This window comes from Streptomyces sp. NPDC059582, from assembly GCF_042735715.1.
Classification (GTDB): domain Bacteria; phylum Actinomycetota; class Actinomycetes; order Streptomycetales; family Streptomycetaceae; genus Streptomyces.
The window spans coordinates 67714-85086 of the sequence record NZ_JBHWCC010000035.1 but is presented as its reverse complement, the minus strand read 5'-3'; the positions used below and the strand labels follow the sequence as shown (position 1 = coordinate 85086).

The following is a 17373-nucleotide window of genomic DNA, read 5'->3' as shown; positions in this document are numbered from 1 at the left end:
ACGGCGACCCATGAGAGCGTGGTGACATGGACGCCAAGTCCGAGAAGCGCGGCCTCGGCACCCGGCCCGGACCGGTCCCGTTCGCCCCGGGCTCCATCCTCTGGGACACGGTCGGCGACGTGAGGACCCTGCTCTCCCTGCCCGCCGCGCTGGTCCTCCAGGTCGCCCATCCCGCGGTCGGAGCCGGCGTGGACGACCACTCGGTGTTCCGTACCGACCCCTGGGGCCGGGCCCGGCGCTCCCTGGAGTCCCTGCAACTGTGGGTCTACGGCGGTGAGGGCGCGGTCGAGGAGGGCCGCAGACTTCGCCGGCTGCACAGCACCATCAGCGGTACCGACACCCGCGGCCGCGCCTACCACGCGCTGACGCCCACCCACTACGCCTGGGTGCACGCCACCGCCTATCCGATCATGCTGCGGGCCGCGCGGTATCTGTCCGGTCCGCTCGACGAGCGCGACGAGCGCCGCCTCTACGACGAGTTGCTCCAGCTCGGCGACATCCTCGGCATCAACCGCCGGGACATGCCGCGAACCCCTGAGGCCTACTGGCCCTACTTCGAGACCGTGGTCCGTGAGGAGCTGGAGAAGACGGTCGTCGTGACGGAGCTTCTCGATCCGCGCCGGCCGATCCCGCTCCCGTCCGGCGCGCCCGCGCTGCTGCGCGGGCTCTGGCCGGTGCTCCGCCCGGCCCTGGCACGGCTGAATGTCTTCGTGACGATCGGCTTGCTCCCGCCCGCCGTCCGCGAACAGCTCGGCCTGGCCTGGACGTCCCGGAACGAACGCGTGCTGCGGCGATTCTGCGCCGTCGTACGTACCGTCGTCCCGCTGCTGCCGGAGCGTCTGCGTTATCTGCCCGTCGCACGCGCGGCCCGCCGCGCCGCGGCCCGTTGACCGAGCGACGCCCACGAGAACGCCGGACAGCAGCGCCGGCGGGACGTGAGGTCTGCCGGAATCCGCCGGCCGGCCTTGCCCGGCCACCGCTCACGGCGTGGCCGGTGGGTGCTCCCGGCCGAAGATCGCGCGGTGCCCGCGCGCCGTGTCCCACGTACTCACGGACCCGGTGGACCAGGCCGTCGACGGTCCGGCTCCGCGAAGACATGCCGCGAACCTGGGCGAGGCCGTGGTGGCGCGCCGCACCCCCCGTCGTCGTCGCCCCGTTCGTCGAGAAGGCGCGCGACCGCTCAGGCCCAGGTGGGCCGGCGCCCGGCGACGGCCCGCCCCGGACGTCGAGTCCGGGGCGGGCCCTGGCGGCACGGCCGGGTGCGTCGGCCGGGATCCGAACCTCGGGCCGGCGATCAGGCTTCGGCGCCGTCCTCCGGAGCCAGCAGGACGGCCGCGCGGCTCGCGTGCGCGACGGCGTCGCTGATCCGCGGGTTGAACAACGCCTCGACGGATCCGCGGTGATGAGGGCTCAGGACGATCAGGTCGGCGCCGAACTCCACCGCCGCCTCCGAGATGGTCGCGGCGATCTGGGTGGTCAGTCCGTTGGCGAGAGCCGCCTCGGCCTTGACTCCCTTGTCGCGCAGGACGGCCAGGGCCTCGTCGATGATGGCCTTCGCCTCGGCGTCGTCCTCGAGCGGGACGACGGCGGCAAGAGTCGCGGCGGAGGCCACGACGTGCAGGACCCGGACCTCGGCGTCCGTCAGCCGGGCCAGGTCGCCGGCCAGGCGTACCGCGGAGAGCCGGGCGGGGCTGGGATCGACGGCGACCAGGATGCGCTGGAACATGGACTCTTCTTTCCCGTTCTGGAGAAACACGCAGGAGCTTCACGGTGATCAGTGACGCCGGAGAACCGGTGTCGCGGAGATCAACGTCCGGCGCGGCCCCGGCCTTCCCGATATCCGCCCTTGATCGTCGCGTCCGCCCACACCTCGCTCGTCCCGTCCCGAGATCATCCGGTGGGCGTCGGGGCCTACGGTGCTGCCATGGAGATGAGGCCGGTCAGCCGGCCGGGCCGCGCAGCCAGGCGCCGACAATGCTGAGCGTGCCCGCCCCGGAGTCGGACTCCACGTCCCGCGCCAGGTCGGCCACGGTGACCGCCCTGAGGGCCTCGCGGCGCGCGGTCTCGGCGGTGGCCATGGCGCGCGAGATCGCGCAAGGCGTGGTGCACGCCCCGGCCGGAGTGGCCAGCGGACCGCGTTGGCGTATCTCCGTGCACACGAAGGCGGGGCTCGGGCCGTCCACGGCGTCCACCACGTCCAGGACGGTGATCCGGTCGGGTGAACGGGTGAGCGCGTAGCCGCCCGACTTGCCCTGCGTCGAATGGATCAGTCCGGCGCGGGAGAGGGCCTGGAGCTGCTTGGCGAGGTAGGTGGGGGAGACGTCGTGCAGTTCGGCCAGCCGGGCGGCCGGTACCGGCTCACGCACCGACGTCAGGACGACACAGCAGTGCAGCGCCCACTCGACTCCGCCCGACATCTTCACGCCCCTCACCTTACCCAGCCGCTTGACTCGGACACTTTCTATCCGAGTATTATTCCGGATAGAAAGTGTCCGAGTTTGAGCTCGGCGCGCGCCAGCCGGGCAGGTTGGGCGAACATACGGTGTAAACGGGATGAAAGGAACAGTTATGAAGATCGCGGTTGTCGGCGGTACGGGACTGATCGGCTCGCAGGTGGTCGGCCGTCTGAAGGAGCAGGGGCACGAGACGACGGCGCTCTCGCTGTCGACGGGGGTGGACCTCCTCACCGGCGCGGGGCTGGACGAGGCGCTCGCCGGTGCGGAGGTCGTCGTCAACCTGACGAACTCGCCCACGTTCGACGCGGCTTCGCTCGCGTTCTTCCAGACCTCGATGGACAACCTGCTGGCGGCGAGCCGCGCGGCGAACGTCGGGCACGTGGTCATCCTGTCCATCGTCGGCGTGGACGAGGTGCCCGAGCTGGACTACTACCGGGCGAAGACCCTCCAGGAGGACCTGCTCAAGGCCAGTGGCCTGCCGTACTCCGTCGTACGGGCCACCCAGTTCATGGAGTTCATGGACGCGACCATGTCCTGGACCACCGAAGGGAACACCGTCCGGCTGCCGCGCACTCTCCTGCAGCCGATCGCCGCCGCCGACGTCGCGGCCGCCGTCGCGGACGTCGCCGCGGGCGCCCCCCTCAACGGGACCCTGAACGTGGGCGGCCCCGACGTCTTCCCCCTCGAAGAGCTGGGGCGTATCACCATCGAGGCCAAGGGCGACGAGCGCCAGGTCGTCGTCGACGACGCCGCCGGGATGTTCGCCGTGCCCAAGGGCGATGTCCTGACCACGCCCGAGGGCGCCCGCATCGCTTCCACGCACTACCGTGACTGGCTCGCCTCCTGAGCCGACCGGACACCGGACCGGTAGGCGGACCTCGCAGGTCGGCGGGCCACCGGCTCCTGTCCGGTGGCCCGCCGCCCCTGTCGGAGCCTCGCTCCACGGGCACCCTGGCCCCTCTGCCCGTCGTCATACGTACGGGCCGGGGCCGGGGCGGAGCCACGAGGACCTGGGCGCCGCCCGGCGTCAGACGGTGCTCGCGTACAGCTCCCGCAACGGCTGCGCCGAGTCCGTGCCGGAGTGGCCGAACGGCGCGTCGAAGCTCCAGACCATGAAGAGCAGGAAGACCACCAGGGCGCTGAACGCGGTGGCCAGCATCAGCTCGCGGGCGGAGCGCCGGATCTGGAGGGCGTAGAGCAGTCCGAGCGTGACGATCGCACCGGCGATCAGGCCGAACCAGACCACGCCGGGCAGGGTGGTGCCGGCGCTGTCGAGGCGCTGGTGGCGCGCGTCGTCTGCGGTGGCGACCTGGTCGAGCAGCGGCTGGTAGGCCTGGGCCTGTAGTTCGTCGGAGGGCGTGTGATGGGCGATGTCGCTGCGGATCTTGGCCAGCAGCTCGCCACCGGTGCCGTCGAGCGCCTCGTCGTCCTCCATGGCCGGCCACTCGGTGGTGACGGCATGCCGGGCGTAGGCGTCGATGTGCTCCTGGACCTGGGTGTGGAAGGCGGCCGGGTAGACGTCCAGGCGCTGGTCGATCTCGTACAGCGCCTGGGCCTCGCGCTGGACGGTCCCCTCCGCGGCGCCGCGCGCCTCCCAGACGCCCGCGATCGCCAGGCCCAGGACGATGGCGTAGACGACGCCGACCATCATCACCATGTACTCCAGGACGTCCGGAGTCTGTGAGGTGTCCTCGTCGTCGGCGACGCGGCGATGGCGCATCACGGTGGCGGCGATGACGAAGGCGCAGACCAGCGCGCAGGCCAGGGTGTAGATCAGCCATTCCGGCACAGCAGGACTCCAGGACGAACGGACGAACGGACGAACGAGCGGACGGACGAGATGCGAGGCGACCCGGGGACGGGTCAGCGGCTGCTGCGGCGCCGGGAGCCCGGGCGCAGCGCGGCGGCGGCCAGGATGGCCGGGGTGGTGACCACGAGCGTGGTCATCGTGGTGGACAGGTCGGCTGCGGCCGGACGTGCGGAGCGGCCGCCGTAGTGGAAGCGGGGCACCCAGCTGAAGGCGGCGGTCCGCGGTACGGCGCGTGGTGCGCGGGAGGGGGGTGCGCCGGCCTCCCGCTCCGGTCCGGACGCGGGTACCGGTTGTTCGGTGGGCGTGGGGAACGGGGCCGCCGACGGACCTGGAGCCGGTCTGCCCCGCACACCGGAAGGTGCCGTCGGAGGCGGAGCGTGCCTGGCCGGGGCGGGAGGCGCCGGGGACACGGCGGGCGGCTGCCGCGCTGGGGGTGTCTCCGGCGCGGAGGCGTCGGGCTCGGCCCAGTCGTCGGCCGCGCACACCACCAGGTGTGCCGTGGCGGGGCCGGCCTCGACGGCGACGGCCGCTCCGGCCGGACACGGCAGGGGGCAGAACGCGGCAGCGGCGCCCAGGCCGACTGTGATCCAGCCGCTCACCAGTGGTGTTCCTCTCTGCAGGCGGTCCGCTGACGGTTTCGCTGACGGTCCGCGCGCCTCGGTCTGAGGCACGGCCGGGCGGACGCCGGCGCAGGCCTTGCGGCAGTGCGCGGCGCCGGGAGTAACGATCATGCTCGCCTCGGGGTCACGGCCGCGTGTGATCTTCCGCGGGACAGCCGGTGAACGCGTCGTCCGGAGGGGGGCGAAGGGGCAGGGGCGAAGGGCAGCGGTGAAGAGCAGCGGTGAAGGAGCAGAGGAGGTGAAGGAGCAGGCGCGTTGCGACCTCCCGGCATAGGTTGGCCCCCGTGTATGCCACGCGAATCTCACGCCTCGTCGGGGCCGCTCCGCTGACCGTCTACCGCGCACTGGTCGATCCCGGCTCCTTCGCGGCCTGGCGGGTGCCCGACGGCATGACGGCGCACCTGCACGAGTTCGACGCGTGCGAAGGGGGCGCGTTCCGTGTGTCGCTCACCTACGACGGAGCGCAGGGCGCGGGCAAGTCGGGCGCGCACACGGACACCTATCACGGTCGTTTCGTACGGCTGGTCCCCGGCGAACTGGTCGTGGAGGTGATGGAGTTCGAGACCGCCGAGGACGCGCTGCGCGGCGAGATGACCATGACGACGACGCTCACCGCCACGGACGGCGGAACCGAGGTGACGATCCTGCACGAGGGAATCCCGGACGCCGTGCCGCGCGTGGACAACGAGACGGGGACGCGTATGGCCCTGGACCACCTCGCCCGGCTGGTCGAGGGCGCGCAGGGTGACGGCCGTGACGGGCGGCACTGAGACACGGCGGCACCGTTCACGCACGCACGCACGCACGGACGCGGCCGGGTGCAACCGTCACCGGCTCCTGGAACGGGACGGTCCCACGAGGAGGACGCGTTCGATGGACTCGTAGCGCTCGCGTTCCCGTGCGGCCGCGGCTCTGCCGGACAGGAGGGTACCGAGCAGACCGCAGAGGAAGCCCACGGGCACGGACACCAGAGCCGTGGTCGTGAAGGGGAACCAGTTGAAGTCGACCTCCGGGAAGGCCGATCGGGGCGATCCCGAGACGAGGTTGGTGCCGGTCATGAGGACGAGGACGCTGAGGGTGCCGCCGATGAGTGTGCACATCAGGCCGGCGCGCGTGTAGCGCCGCCAGAAGAGGCTGTAGACGAGCGCGGGGGCGATGGCCGAGGCGCCCAGGCAGAAGGAGAGGGTGGCGAGCGGCTGAAGGCTGCGGTGCTGCGCGGTCACGGCGAGCAGGATCACCGGTATGCCCACGGCCAGGGCGGCCAGGCGGGCCAGGGCCGTCTCGCGCAGGGGCGACATGCCCGGGCGGGCGGCGACGTCGTGGGCCAGGGAGTTGGCGCAGGCCAGCGTCATGCTGGCCACGGAGGCCAGCAGCGTCAGGAAGATCGCCGTGGTGACGGTGGCGAACAACAGGCTCTCCGCGCGGGAGAGGTCCAACCCGAACGCGGCTCGCGAGCCGAGCAGGTAGGCGGTGTTCCCGCGAGGATCCGCGGTGACGATGCCGGTCCGGCCGATGAGGGCCGTGGCGCCGACGCCGATGACGGTGATGACGGCGATGAAGAGGGCGACCGTCGAGACCGCCCAGGACATCGCCCGGCGTACCTGGCGCGCGTTGCCCGCGGTGTACATCCGCATGGTCACGTGCGGCAGACAGGCGCCGCCCAGCACGATGGCGCACTGGGTGCTGACCATGTCGAGACCGCGGTGCGGGCCGTCCGCGAACTGCAGGCCGTAGCGCAGGAAGCCGTCGCCGGTCCCGCTGCGCCGGGCGGCGGCCCGGAACAGGTTCTGGGGACTCCAGCCGAAGGTGTGCAGGATCAGCCCGGAGATGATCAGTCCGGACCCGAGGAGGATGACCGTCTTGAGGATCTGGATCAGGGCCGTGCCCCGCATCCCCCCGATGGCGGCGTAACCGATCATCAGGGTTCCCGCCCCGACGATGCAGCCCGTCCGCATCGCGCCGTCGGAGAAGCCGAGGACGAACGCCAGCAACTGGCCCACGCCGGCGAGCTGTACGACCATCATCGGCACCAGCGCGGCGAGGGTGACCGCGCACGCGGTGATGCGTACCGCGCGGCCGGGCAGCCGGCGGCCGAGCACGTCGCCCATCGTGAACCGGCCGGTGTGATGCAGGGGTTCGGCCAGCAGGAACATCAGGAGCAGCAGGGACAGCAGGGTGCTCAGGGCCAGTACGACACCGTCGTAGCCGCACAGGGCGATGACCCCGCCGATGGTGAGTACGGTGGCGGCGGAGATGTAGTCACCGGCGATGGCCAGGCCGTTGCGCAGCGGGGACAGGTACCGGTATCCGGTGTAGAACTCGTCGAGGTCGTCGCGGTCGGGGCCGGTGAGCACGCACAGCAGGAGCGTGAGGCTCACGACACTGCAGAACGCCACGAGGGACCAGGACTGCGCGGAGCCGTCGAAGTCCGTCACGGCTGCGGCTCCCCGTCGGCGCGGTAGGTCTGCCGGTGCACCCGGCGGGCCAGGGGGTCCACGTACCGGCGTGCGGTGTACTCGTAGAGGATCACGGCCAGCCAGGTGACGGGGAGTTGCACCAGGGCCAGCAGAAGACCGACGGGAAGACCGCCGGGGGCGGGGCGGGTCATGATCGAGGGGGCTTCGACGGTGAGGGTGAGGAAGGCGGCGAAGTAGCCGAGCGCGGCGAACGTGGCGACGCGCCGCTGCCAGCGGCACGCGCGGCGCAGGAGCCGGAAGTCGCGGTGCCGGCTGGTCCACGAGCGGGGCCGGACCGCCGACGGGTCGCCGTCCTGCGCGCCGTGCGAGTCCGGGGCCGAGGCCGGCACGGCGTGTCGTCCGGGCCGGTGCTGAGCCGGGTGTAACTCCGAGCTGTCGAAGGACATCCGAAGGTCTCCTGGTGGGTCGTGGGCCCCACGAGACGCGGACCGCGAGAACGTGGGGGAGCGGTTCGGGTCTCCGCACGCTATGCGGGTGTCGGACCGTGCGCGCGGACTTCCGTCGAACTCCCTGGTGGGGACCGCTCAGGCGTTCTGACCTCGGATGTTGTGCGTGTGATGGGTGTGGCGGGGGCGTACGACAGAGCTCTGCGGGCCCCGGAGGAGTCGAACGGGTTCGCGCGGGCGGCGCGGCACCGGAGTGTGCCGCGCCGCGCCGTGCCGTCGGCCTCAGGGTGCCGGGACCTCGTCCACGAAGGCCGTTCCCGCCCCGCGGTAGGCGTTCACCTTGGCCGTCACCTGGGCCGGGCTGAGCACCTGGTCCTTGACGTGGAGGACGTAGTCGACCTGCTCGTCGTAGGCACGCGGTGTCGTCGAGGTCTGGCCGGCGAGGTCGATCAGCCACTGGTTGAAGTTGATCGACATGGGGCGCTCGGGCAGGTACTGGGCGTCGTGGGTGCCGAACAGCTGTCCGTCGATGTAGTACTTGATGGCGGTGCCGTCGATGGTGAGGACCAGGTCGTGCCACCCGGCATAGCTCTGGCGGCTCTCGGTGTGCTGGTTGACCGCCTGCCAGGGGTCGGGGTTGTACGTCTCCCAGGAGGTGGTGTAGAGGATGTCGCCGGCCTCGCCCCAGCCGCCGTTGGGCAGGTACTCGAAGTCGTACTCGGCGTAGTCGTCCGCCATCGGGGCCTTGAGATCGTTGATGGTGAAGAAGGTCTGCACGAGGTGGTCGCCGTCGGGTCCGGACCGGGGAGCGTCGGCGAACTTCACCCGGGCCGCGTAGGTGCCGTTCTTGAACTTGGTGCTCCTGGAGACGACTTCGGTCTGGACGGTGGATCCGGCGGTGCCCGCGGTGGAGGTCTGCAGGGTCATCACCGAGTTGCCGGCGGCGCTGGAGAAGGTGACCTTGGACGGGTCCCAGGTGGCACCGGGCACCCCCGGACCGCCGGAGTTGGAACGGACGTTCCAGCCGTGGGAGGAGAGTGCGGGGTCGGTGTACGAGCTGTAGTCGAAGTCGTCGAACAGGGTCGCGCCGCCACCGGGCGGGTCGGTCGGGTCCGTCGGGTCGGTCGGATCCGTGGGGTCGTTGCCCTCCGGGGCAGTGCCCCAGACCGTGGCTCCGGCGAGCTGCGCGGTGACCTTCGTCCAGTCGGCGTACGCGGTGGTGGACGCGTTGAAGGAGTAGTCGTCCGCCTGATTCAGGGGCTGCCAGTTCGCCTGGTAGAAGCGCAGTTGCAGGTCGCCCGTGTCGGTGCCCGGGGCCAGGGTTCCGGCCGACGAGGTGAAACCGATCTCCAGGTAGCGGTCCGCGGTCCCGGTGGGACGGCTCAGGGTGCCGAACGTGCCGGTGACGTTGGCGCATCCCTTGACCGCCCAGGAACAGGCGAAGCGGTACGAGGTGCTCGGCGAGTCGGCCTTGAAGTAGTAGCGGATCCTGACCTGGCTCAACTGGACGGTGGTCGAACCGGTGTTGCGGACCTTGAACCAAGGTTCGCTCTGGTCCGCGGTGGCTCCGGTGGCGCTGGTGCGGTACTGGACCGCGACGGCGTCACCGGCGGCGGACGCGGTCACCGGGACGGCGGCCAGGGCGGAACCGGCCAGGAGCGCCGACAGAGCCAGGGCCGCACGGCGGCGGCCGACGAGAGGACGGGTGCTCATCAGGATTCCTTTCGGGTGGGGGGCTCCCGATCGGCATGGGAGGAGTGGGCGAGTGCGCTGCGCGACAGATCCTCGGCGGCGGTGGGCGGACTGCACGGACGGCGTGTTCATGTCCGGGAGGCTGGGGGCGGACACGCTTTACCAGTCGACCCACTGCCGGTTTACCAGTTGGTGTTGGACGAAGGTGGCATAGACCAATCGAGACGTCAAGGCCCGCTGCATGCAAGGGAATTGCCCGATCACGCCGCGACCTGACCGCTGTCAGGACCGTCGCCCGACCGGTTAAATGTGCTTTACCAGCAGACCAGTTAGGGTCAGGCGCGTACCAGCGTCTCGTCCCGCCGACGAACGAGAGCCCGCATGGAGATCGACTCCGCCGCCACACGCGCGGTACTCAAACGCGAGAGGGTTCGTGAGGCGATCCTCGAACTCATCGAAGAGCGCAGCCCCGGCGACGCCATCCCCTCCGAGCGGGCCCTCTGCGCCCGACTCGGCGTGTCCCGCCCCACCCTGCGGGCCGGGATCGACCAACTCGTCGTGGCCGGACTTCTCGTACGGGAGCACGGCCGGGGCATGTTCGTCGCCGCCGAGAAGATCACCCAGGAACTGGTGTCGGACCGGCGCAGCTTCAGCCTCCCGCCGGCCGCCGGCACCTGGACCAGCCGGCTCCTCGAACTGAGCACGCTGCCCGCCGGCGCCCGCGTCGGCCGCAAGCTGTGCCTCTCACCGGCTGCCCCGATCCGCTACGTGGCCCGGCTGCGCCTCGTCGACGGCGCCCCCATGGCCATCGAGTACCTGCACGTGCCCGCGGACCTGGTGACGGATCTGACCAGCGCCGAACTGGAGAACGGTGATCTGTACGAGCACCTGCGCGAGCGGCACTCCGTCCAGGTCAGTGAGGCCGTCCAGTCGATCGAGCCCACCGTGGTGACCCGTGCCGAGGCGGACCTCCTGGCAGTGCCCGAGCTGTCACCGGCTCTCCTCTTCGAGCGGCTCACCTACGACACCGCGAACCGGCCGGTGGAGTATGTCCACTCGCTCTATCGCGGTGACCGCTATCGCATCATGTCCCGGCTGACGCTCGGCCCGCGCACCGGACCCCGCCCGGCACCGCAGGACGGCCACCACCCCGGTATCCCGCCAGGTGATCTGATGCCGGGTGAACCAGTAACGTTCTCCACCCGGGGCGTGGTGCAGGGCGACGCCTGACGCGCCGACCGGCCGCTCGTGACGCGACGAAGAGGGCGATCCCGTCCGGGACGGGGCGCTCGTGGCGCGACGAAGAGAGCGCCCTCGCCCGATGGTGGCCGAGCGGTTCGTGGAGAATCCGGCCCCCGCCGCATCCGAACGCGTAGTTCGCGCGGAAGTCCCCCCGTGATGACGGTTACTTCACCGGACGGGCTCGACGCCTGCCTTCGGTGTCCTCACGGAAGGCGAGTGATGGGAGAGGAAGAGGGGCTCTCGACGCTGGTCGGCTCCGGTGCGGTCGTACACACACGGGCCGAGCGGGAGTTGGCCGTCTCGCACTGGCTCGCGTGTGCCGCGGACGATCTGCGGACGGCCCAGGAGCAGTGGGAGGACCAGGGCCTCGCCCTGTTGCGCTGCGGAGGACTCTTCGCCGCCGTGCGCATCCCGGCGGCGATCGTCCTCGCGGCCGCCGGCACGGACGACCGTGACGGCGTCGACGCGTTCCTGGCCGACGCGCTGCACGGCGGTCCCGTCTTCGTCGACACCGTCAGCGGCTGCTACTACTGCCTGGTGCCGGCGAGCGCCCGACACGGTTGGACGAGCGTCGACGCGGCCTGCCTCGGCCGCGAGTCCTACCTCGGCGTGCCGAACCCCCGCCTCGACGGCTCCAGCCCCGGCGCCCGCTCCTATTGGTGCGTGCCCATGGACGGCCCCGGCGACCTGTGCGTGGTGTCCTCCGTACAGAAGCTCGTGCTCCTCGGGCGGCATCGAAGGATTCGGGGAGACCGGATGATCCAGGGTGAGGCGGGGCACGGGTCACCCGTGGCGAGTGAGGCCGCCGACGCCGACGACGGCTAGAGAACCGACGAGCGCTCGACCGCTCAGCCTTCACGACTCATGCTCAACGGTTCAGGCTCGACGGACGGCGGTGAGGCGGGAGTGGAGCGGGGTGAGGCGGCGACGCGACATCTGACGGTGCGACGGACGGGAGGAGCCGCGGGTCAGCCGTTCCCGGGGCATTCGGTCGCCGCGTGGCCGACGCGGCCCGTGTGCCCGAAGCGGGGCACGCTCGCCTGCGTACCCTGTCCCCGTGTCAGCCTCCCGCCTGCGGCGCGTCGCCGTTCTCGTGCTCGAAGGGGCGAAGCCGCTCGATGTGGGCATCCCCGCGCAGGTGTTCACCACGCGCGCGAGCATGCCGTACGAGGTGCGGCTGTGCGGCGCGGAACCCGGCCTCGTGACCGGCGGCGACGGCCTCTCGTACCACGTCGCCCACGGCCTCGACACGCTCGCCTGGGCCGACCTCGTCTTCCTCCCCGGCTACCGGTTCCCGGACCGCGACGATCCGCCGCGGACCGTCATCGACGCGCTGATCGCCGCCCACGACCGGGGCGCACGGCTCGCCGCCATCTCGACGGGCGCCTTCGCGCTGGCCGCGACGGGCCTGCTCGACGGAAGGCGCGCCACGACGCACTGGCACTACACCCGGGCGCTGGCGGCGAAGCATCCGCTCGTCCGGGTCGACGAGAACGTGCTGTTCGTCGACGAGGGCAGCGTGCTGACGTCGGCGGGCGCCGCCTCAGGCATCGACCTGTGCCTGCACATCCTGCGCGGCGACCTCGGGGTGGCCGCGTCGAACCACGCGGCCAGGCGCCTGGTCGCGGCCCCCTACCGCAGCGGCGGTCAGGCGCAGTACGTGCCGCGCAGCGTGCCCGAACCGCTCGGCGAGCGGTTCGCCGCCACCCGTGAGTGGGCGCTGCACCGGCTCGACGAACCCCTCACCCTCGACGTCCTGGCCCGGCAGGCGGCGGTCTCGCCCCGCACGTTCTCGCGGCGCTTCGTCGAGGAGACGGGGTACACGCCGATGCAGTGGGTCATGCGCGCCCGCATCGACATGGCACGCGAACTGCTCGAACGTTCGGAGCGCGGTGTGGAGCAGATCGCCGCGGACGTCGGTCTCGGCACCGGCGCGAATCTGCGGCTGCACTTCCACCGCATCCTCGGCACCACACCGAGCGAGTACCGGCGCACCTTCGCCCAGGGCGAGTAGCCCCGCCCACCCCCTGACGCGCGCGCCTTCCGGGCCTGGCGCCCTGGCGCGATCCTTTTGAACCATGGCGATCTCGCCACTGTCCCCGACCAGTGCCGCGAGCGAGCCTGGTGGCGAACGGAAGGGACACCATTCATGACTCGCATCGCCATCAACGGATTCGGCCGCATCGGACGCAACGTGCTGCGCGCGCTGCTCGAACGCGACAGCTCTCTGGAGATCGTCGCCGTCAACGACCTCACGGAACCCGCCACCCTCGCGCGGCTGCTCGCCTACGACTCCACGGCCGGCCGGCTCGGCCGCCCGGTGACCGCCGACGGGGACGCCCTGGTCGTGGACGGCCGTCGTATCAGGGTGCTCGCCGAGCGTGAACCCGCCCAGCTGCCGTGGGCCGAACTCGGTGTCGACCTCGTCCTCGAGGCGACCGGCCGCTTCACGTCGGCGAAGGCGGCCCGCGCCCACCTCGACGCGGGCGCCAAGAGGGTCCTCGTCAGCGCCCCGTCGGACGGCGCCGACGTCACACTGGCCTTCGGGGTCAACACCGACACCTACGACCCGGCCCTGCACACGATCGTCTCGAACGCCTCGTGCACGACCAACGCGCTCGCGCCGCTGGCCGCGGTGCTCGACGAGCTCGCCGGGATCGAGCACGGCTTCATGACCACGGTGCACGCCTACACGCAGGAGCAGAACCTCCAGGACGGCCCGCACCGCGACCCCCGCCGCGCCCGGGCCGCCGCCGTCAACATCGTGCCGACCACGACGGGCGCCGCCAAGGCCATCGGCCTGGTGCTGCCGAACCTGGAGGGCAAGCTGTCGGGCGACTCGATCCGGGTTCCGGTTCCGGTGGGCTCGATCGTCGAGCTGAACACCACCGTCGCCCGGGACGTGACGCGCGAGGACGTCCTGGCGGCCTACCGGGCCGCGGCGGAGGGGCCGCTGGCCGGCATCCTGGAGTACTCCGATTTCCCGCTCGTGTCCTCCGACATCACGGGCAACCCGGCCTCGTCGATCTTCGATTCGGCCCTCACCCGGGTCGACGGCCGGCACGTGAAGGTGGTCGCCTGGTACGACAACGAGTGGGGCTTCTCGAACCGCGTGATCGACACGCTCGAACTCCTCGCCGCCGGCTGACCTGTCGACCTGCTCCGTCCCGCGGCCGCCCGGCCGCCACACCTCGGGAACGACGCGTCGGCTTCTCCTGGGATGTCGTCGGCCGGTCGGGGGATCGGGTGCCAGGCACGGGCAGGAGGGGGTGGACGCCCCGGACGACCAGTCGCGTGACCACCACCTGGGCACAGGCGATCCGGCAGGCCCCGGACCCCCGCGACGGCTGACTTCCGCCGCCGATGATCCCTGGGGCGTGTTTCGAAAGTCCCGTCCGGCCCGCGACGCCTGGCACGGCGCCTCGCCGCGTTGTCGGGTCGTCCACGTACGCCCGGTACGCGGACGACCCTCCGCCTTGTGATGCACCGCACCGAACGCCGCGGGCCACCGCCCTTCGGGCGGACGACGCCACGTTCGAAACACGCCCTAGTCGCACCGCGCGACCGTGAAGGTGTGTGTCCCCGCGCCCAGACCGAAGACCGTCACCTTGTCCTCCTCGGCACGCACCGTACGCTCCAGCGCATGCCGTCCGTTCCACAGCGGACGCCCGCCGCCGCGGACGGTCATCCGGCGACTGTCCCCGGCGAGCACGAGGCTGCCCCGTGTGCCCCGAGGCGCCGTGACGGTGACCTCGAACGTCGTCCGGGTCTGCTCCCAGGCGACCCGCAAGGGCCCGTGCGGGGTGGGCAGTTGTCCCTGCGCCCAGGCGACGTTCCCGGTGTGGGGCCGGACTTCCCACGTGGTGTAGCCCGGCGCCGTCGGTCTGGCGCCGAGGAGCTGGTGCGTCAGCGCGGGCAGCACGCCGGTGGACCAGCCGTGGGCCATGCTCGTGTAGGCGCCCTCGTAGAGTGATCCGTCGGGGCCTATGCCTTCCCAGTGGGTGATGCCGGGGTCGTGGCTGTCCATCCACCCGTAGGTGCGGCGGATCTGGTCGAGGGCCGAGTCGGCCCGGCCGGTCTCGAACCGGGCCACGATCTCCGGGTACGAGGTGAAGGCGTACACGCGCTGTGCGGCACCGCCGAAGAGGGTGTCGTTGTCCATGAACGCGTTGCCGTACGGCCTTCGTGTGGTGGCGTCGAGGTGGGCCAGCGCCGAGGCGGCGCGTTCGGCGTCGGCGACTTTCGCGGTGATGGCGAGGGAGTTGCCGTCCTGCGCGTGCCGCACCGGCCCGGTGCCCGAGTCGAGATAGGCGCCGGCGTCCGCGTCCCACAGGTGGGTGTTGATCGCGTCACCGACCTCGGCGGCCCGCCGCGTCCAGCGTTCGGCGTCGGCGTCGTGCCCCAGCCAACGGGCCAGGCGCGCCCCGTCGTTGAGGGCCTGTACGTAGTTCGCGTTGTAGTAGGTGATCCGACCGGTACGGTTCAGGAAGGCGTAGTCCCCGTATCCGCCCGTGCCGTTGAGTCCCTTGCTGAGCAGGCCGGCCTCGTCCGTGACGCTCGGGTACCAGACGTCCAGGACCTTCTGCAGGTTCGGGTGGTAGCGCTCGGCGTAGCCGCGGTCCCCGGTGTACAGGACGTAGTCCCAGCTGCACGTCACCCACCACAGCGGATAGTCGAACAGAGGCAGGGTGTAGTCGCCGATGGAGGCCGGGGGGATCCAGCCGTCGGCCCGCTGGTGCTCGGCCAGGTCGGCGAGGACGTTGCGCGCGGCGACGGCGGCCTCGTCGTGGGTCAGGTACAGGGTTCGTGCGGACACCGCCAGGTCACCGACGTAGGGATCGCGGTCGCGCTTGGGTCCGTCGTGCAGGACCAGCTTGCCCTCGAGAGAGCCGCTCCACGCGTTGCGCGGATCCACGTCGTCCTGGCGGAACGTGTCGGTGACCAGTTCGTTGGTGTACGACGCGCCGTACCAATAGCGGTTGAGGTCGTCGTCGGAGCACAGGAACCAGCCGCGATAGGTGGCGGGCGTGCCCAGATAGGCGCTGAAGTCCAGGCTGACGGAGTCGATCTCGACCGTTCCCCAGGGCTGTGCCGCCGGGGCGTCCGATGCCAGGGCGTCAAGGGTGATCTTGAGGTAGCGGAAGCCGTGCAGCCCGTCCGCGTAGACCTTGGTCCCGGTCTGGAAGCCCTTGTGGTCGCTCCAGTCCGCGCCGTCGGCGGGCACGGCGAACTGATCGGTTCCCTGAGCCGGTACCCCGGACTGGTCGGAACGCGTGAAGTCGCTGCGGTCGGTGAGGAACTCCTTCGTCTCGGAGAAGGCGATCCGCACCCCGGGGGAGTCGTCGGACGCGGAGGTGAACCGGATGCGCGGCCACCCCACGACGACCTTGCCGAAGTCCACCGTGACACTGGGCACTTCGGCCGTCGTGACGGCTTCCGGCCACACCTCGTTGATGCGGCTGAAGGCCCCTCGCGGGGTGTCCTGCACCCCTGTCACGGTGATGCGGACCCTGGTGGTCGACACCGGGGTCGGGAATGGGACGGCCCGCTGGATGACATCGTTGCCAGAGATGGTGGCGGCCGACTGCCAACCGCCGTCGCGCCAGACGTCGACGGTGAAGTCGGTCGGTACGCCGTCGCTGTTCGAGACGAGGGTGATGCCGGAGAGTTCTCGGGCGGCGGGCAACGTGATGGTGAGCGTGTCGGGAAACGCGCCCAGCGTGTCGTCGTTCCAGAAGGTGTCCGGGTCGCCGTCGACGGCGTTGGCGGCGTCGTAGGTGCGTGGCTGTCCGTCGTTGCCGTTGTTGCCCGCGTGCGCCGACGAGGCTTCGGCCACCGTCCCCTCGGGCCAGCGGGGCGCCGGTACCGGCTGCGGACGACGCAGGACGGTCCGGGCTCCGCCGGGCTCGAGCAGCGCCTCCGGCCGGCTCACGTCACCACGGGAGGCGAGCACGCGCAGCGGCCGCACGGTGCGGGAGGCGGGGGCCTGCACGTAGTGCTGCCAGCCGGTCCCGGGGCGAGGCGCGACGCCCCCGCCGCCGGGTCCGCCGCCCGTCGACGCCGCGTCCGCCTGCGGAAGCCCGGTCGCGGACAGGACCGCGGCACCGGCCGCGGCGGCGAGGACCGTACGCCGGCGGGGGCCCGGCCGCGAGACGTTCTCGGGTGTGCCGCTGATCGTCATGATGCCCCTCACTTCTCAGTGATCAATTGATTGAAACGATTCAAGCCGAGTGAGCGAGGTGACGCTATCTCACGACACGCTTTCCGTACAGGCTTTGCGCGGTGACGGGTGATCGGGGAGTGACCCGCCGCCGTGCGGCCGACGGCGGGTCGATGCCCCACGAAGACGGTGCGTGGTCACACGGTGGAGGTCGACACCTGCCACCCGTCCCCGGTCGCACGGCCCGACGTGGTCGCCGATCTGATCCTCCAGGCCGCCACGGCCACCGCCCGGCGGCCACCATCACGGCCGGCTCCGACCGCCCGGCACTGGCCGGCACCGGTCCCGCGCGGCGCATCGCCGAGGTGGTGGCCGGCCTCGCCGGAGCCGCCCAGGCCACCGGCTCCGGCGACCCTCGTCCTCGGCCGCCGGCTGTGTCGCCGCCCGCAGCGGCCCCGCTGAGCTGTCGCGGGGCGCGGACGGGGGCGGGGCCGCCGCCACCGCGGCGAGTCCGCAGGATGGGCGAGTCC

The 17373-nt window shown here is 71.5% G+C and carries 15 protein-coding genes; 7 read left to right on the top strand and 8 right to left on the bottom strand.

Translation table 11 applies throughout. From position 1 onward, the window contains the following. The first annotated feature begins 26 nt into the window (after positions 1-26). A complete protein-coding gene (locus ACFV0T_RS27165; protein WP_385784273.1) occupies positions 27-890 on the top strand; it encodes an oxygenase MpaB family protein in 864 nt (287 codons plus the stop codon). Positions 891-1294: 404 nt separating this feature from the next. Here the strand turns inward: ACFV0T_RS27165 and ACFV0T_RS27160 are convergent, their stop codons facing one another. Together ACFV0T_RS27160 and ACFV0T_RS27155 are read right to left on the bottom strand one after the other, a co-directional pair. Continuing rightward, complete coding sequence (locus tag ACFV0T_RS27160) at positions 1295-1726, bottom strand: universal stress protein (protein ID WP_385784270.1); 432 nt, start codon at positions 1724-1726, stop codon at positions 1295-1297. 214 nt (positions 1727-1940) lie between these two features. Then, positions 1941-2417, bottom strand: coding sequence for an RrF2 family transcriptional regulator (locus ACFV0T_RS27155; RefSeq protein ID WP_385784309.1), 477 nt, complete (start codon positions 2415-2417; stop codon positions 1941-1943). Between the two features lie 151 nt (positions 2418-2568). On the opposite strand from ACFV0T_RS27155, the gene ACFV0T_RS27150 reads away from it, so the two are divergent. Then, positions 2569-3303, top strand: a complete 735-nt coding sequence (locus ACFV0T_RS27150; RefSeq protein WP_385784268.1) for an SDR family oxidoreductase — start codon at positions 2569-2571, stop codon at positions 3301-3303. A 180-nt stretch (positions 3304-3483) separates the two neighbouring features. Here ACFV0T_RS27150 and ACFV0T_RS27145 read toward each other — a convergent pair whose 3' ends face one another. After that, a complete protein-coding gene (locus tag ACFV0T_RS27145) occupies positions 3484-4245 on the bottom strand; it encodes a hypothetical protein (protein ID WP_385784265.1) in 762 nt (253 codons plus the stop codon). 74 nt (positions 4246-4319) lie between these two features. After that, positions 4320-4865 carry a hypothetical protein gene (locus ACFV0T_RS27140; RefSeq protein WP_385784262.1) on the bottom strand — a complete coding sequence of 182 codons (546 nt, stop codon included), beginning with the start codon at positions 4863-4865 and terminating at the stop codon, positions 4320-4322. A 305-nt stretch (positions 4866-5170) separates the two neighbouring features. On the opposite strand from ACFV0T_RS27140, the gene ACFV0T_RS27135 reads away from it, so the two are divergent. Further along, the gene (locus tag ACFV0T_RS27135) at positions 5171-5656 is read left to right on the top strand and encodes an SRPBCC domain-containing protein (RefSeq protein WP_385784259.1); all 486 of its coding nucleotides are present in this window, start codon (positions 5171-5173) and stop codon (positions 5654-5656) included. Positions 5657-5713: 57 nt separating this feature from the next. On the opposite strand, the gene ACFV0T_RS27130 is transcribed toward ACFV0T_RS27135, so the two are convergent. From ACFV0T_RS27130 to ACFV0T_RS27120, 3 genes are all read right to left on the bottom strand, one after another. Next, positions 5714-7321: a cation acetate symporter gene (locus ACFV0T_RS27130; RefSeq protein ID WP_385784256.1), complete on the bottom strand. Its 1608-nt coding sequence runs from the start codon at positions 7319-7321 to the stop codon at positions 5714-5716. Further along, positions 7318-7749: a DUF485 domain-containing protein gene (locus ACFV0T_RS27125; RefSeq protein ID WP_385784253.1), complete on the bottom strand. Its 432-nt coding sequence runs from the start codon at positions 7747-7749 to the stop codon at positions 7318-7320. Before ACFV0T_RS27125 ends, ACFV0T_RS27130 begins: the two co-directional genes overlap by 4 nt. 282 nt (positions 7750-8031) lie before the next feature. Then, positions 8032-9462 (bottom strand): cellulose binding domain-containing protein, encoded by a 1431-nt coding sequence (locus tag ACFV0T_RS27120; RefSeq protein WP_385784250.1) that lies wholly within the window; start codon positions 9460-9462, stop codon positions 8032-8034. Between the two features lie 360 nt (positions 9463-9822). Here ACFV0T_RS27120 and ACFV0T_RS27115 point away from each other — a divergent pair, with 360 nt between their 5' ends. The 4 genes from ACFV0T_RS27115 to gap all read left to right on the top strand — a co-directional run bounded on the left by ACFV0T_RS27115 (position 9823) and on the right by gap (position 13831). Then, positions 9823-10671, top strand: coding sequence for a GntR family transcriptional regulator (locus ACFV0T_RS27115; RefSeq protein WP_385784247.1), 849 nt, complete (start codon positions 9823-9825; stop codon positions 10669-10671). Positions 10672-10902: 231 nt separating this feature from the next. Then, positions 10903-11508, top strand: a complete 606-nt coding sequence (locus ACFV0T_RS27110; protein WP_385784246.1) for a hypothetical protein — start codon at positions 10903-10905, stop codon at positions 11506-11508. Between the two features lie 232 nt (positions 11509-11740). Continuing rightward, the gene (locus tag ACFV0T_RS27105; protein WP_385784243.1) at positions 11741-12697 is read left to right on the top strand and encodes a GlxA family transcriptional regulator; all 957 of its coding nucleotides are present in this window, start codon (positions 11741-11743) and stop codon (positions 12695-12697) included. Between the two features lie 135 nt (positions 12698-12832). Next, entirely contained in the window at positions 12833-13831 is a 999-nt protein-coding gene (gap, locus tag ACFV0T_RS27100) for a type I glyceraldehyde-3-phosphate dehydrogenase (protein WP_385784240.1), read from the top strand. 399 nt (positions 13832-14230) lie between these two features. Here the strand turns inward: gap and ACFV0T_RS27095 are convergent, their stop codons facing one another. After that, positions 14231-16864 (bottom strand): alpha-L-rhamnosidase C-terminal domain-containing protein, encoded by a 2634-nt coding sequence (locus tag ACFV0T_RS27095; RefSeq protein ID WP_385784238.1) that lies wholly within the window; start codon positions 16862-16864, stop codon positions 14231-14233. Between the last annotated feature and the right edge of the window lie 509 nt (positions 16865-17373).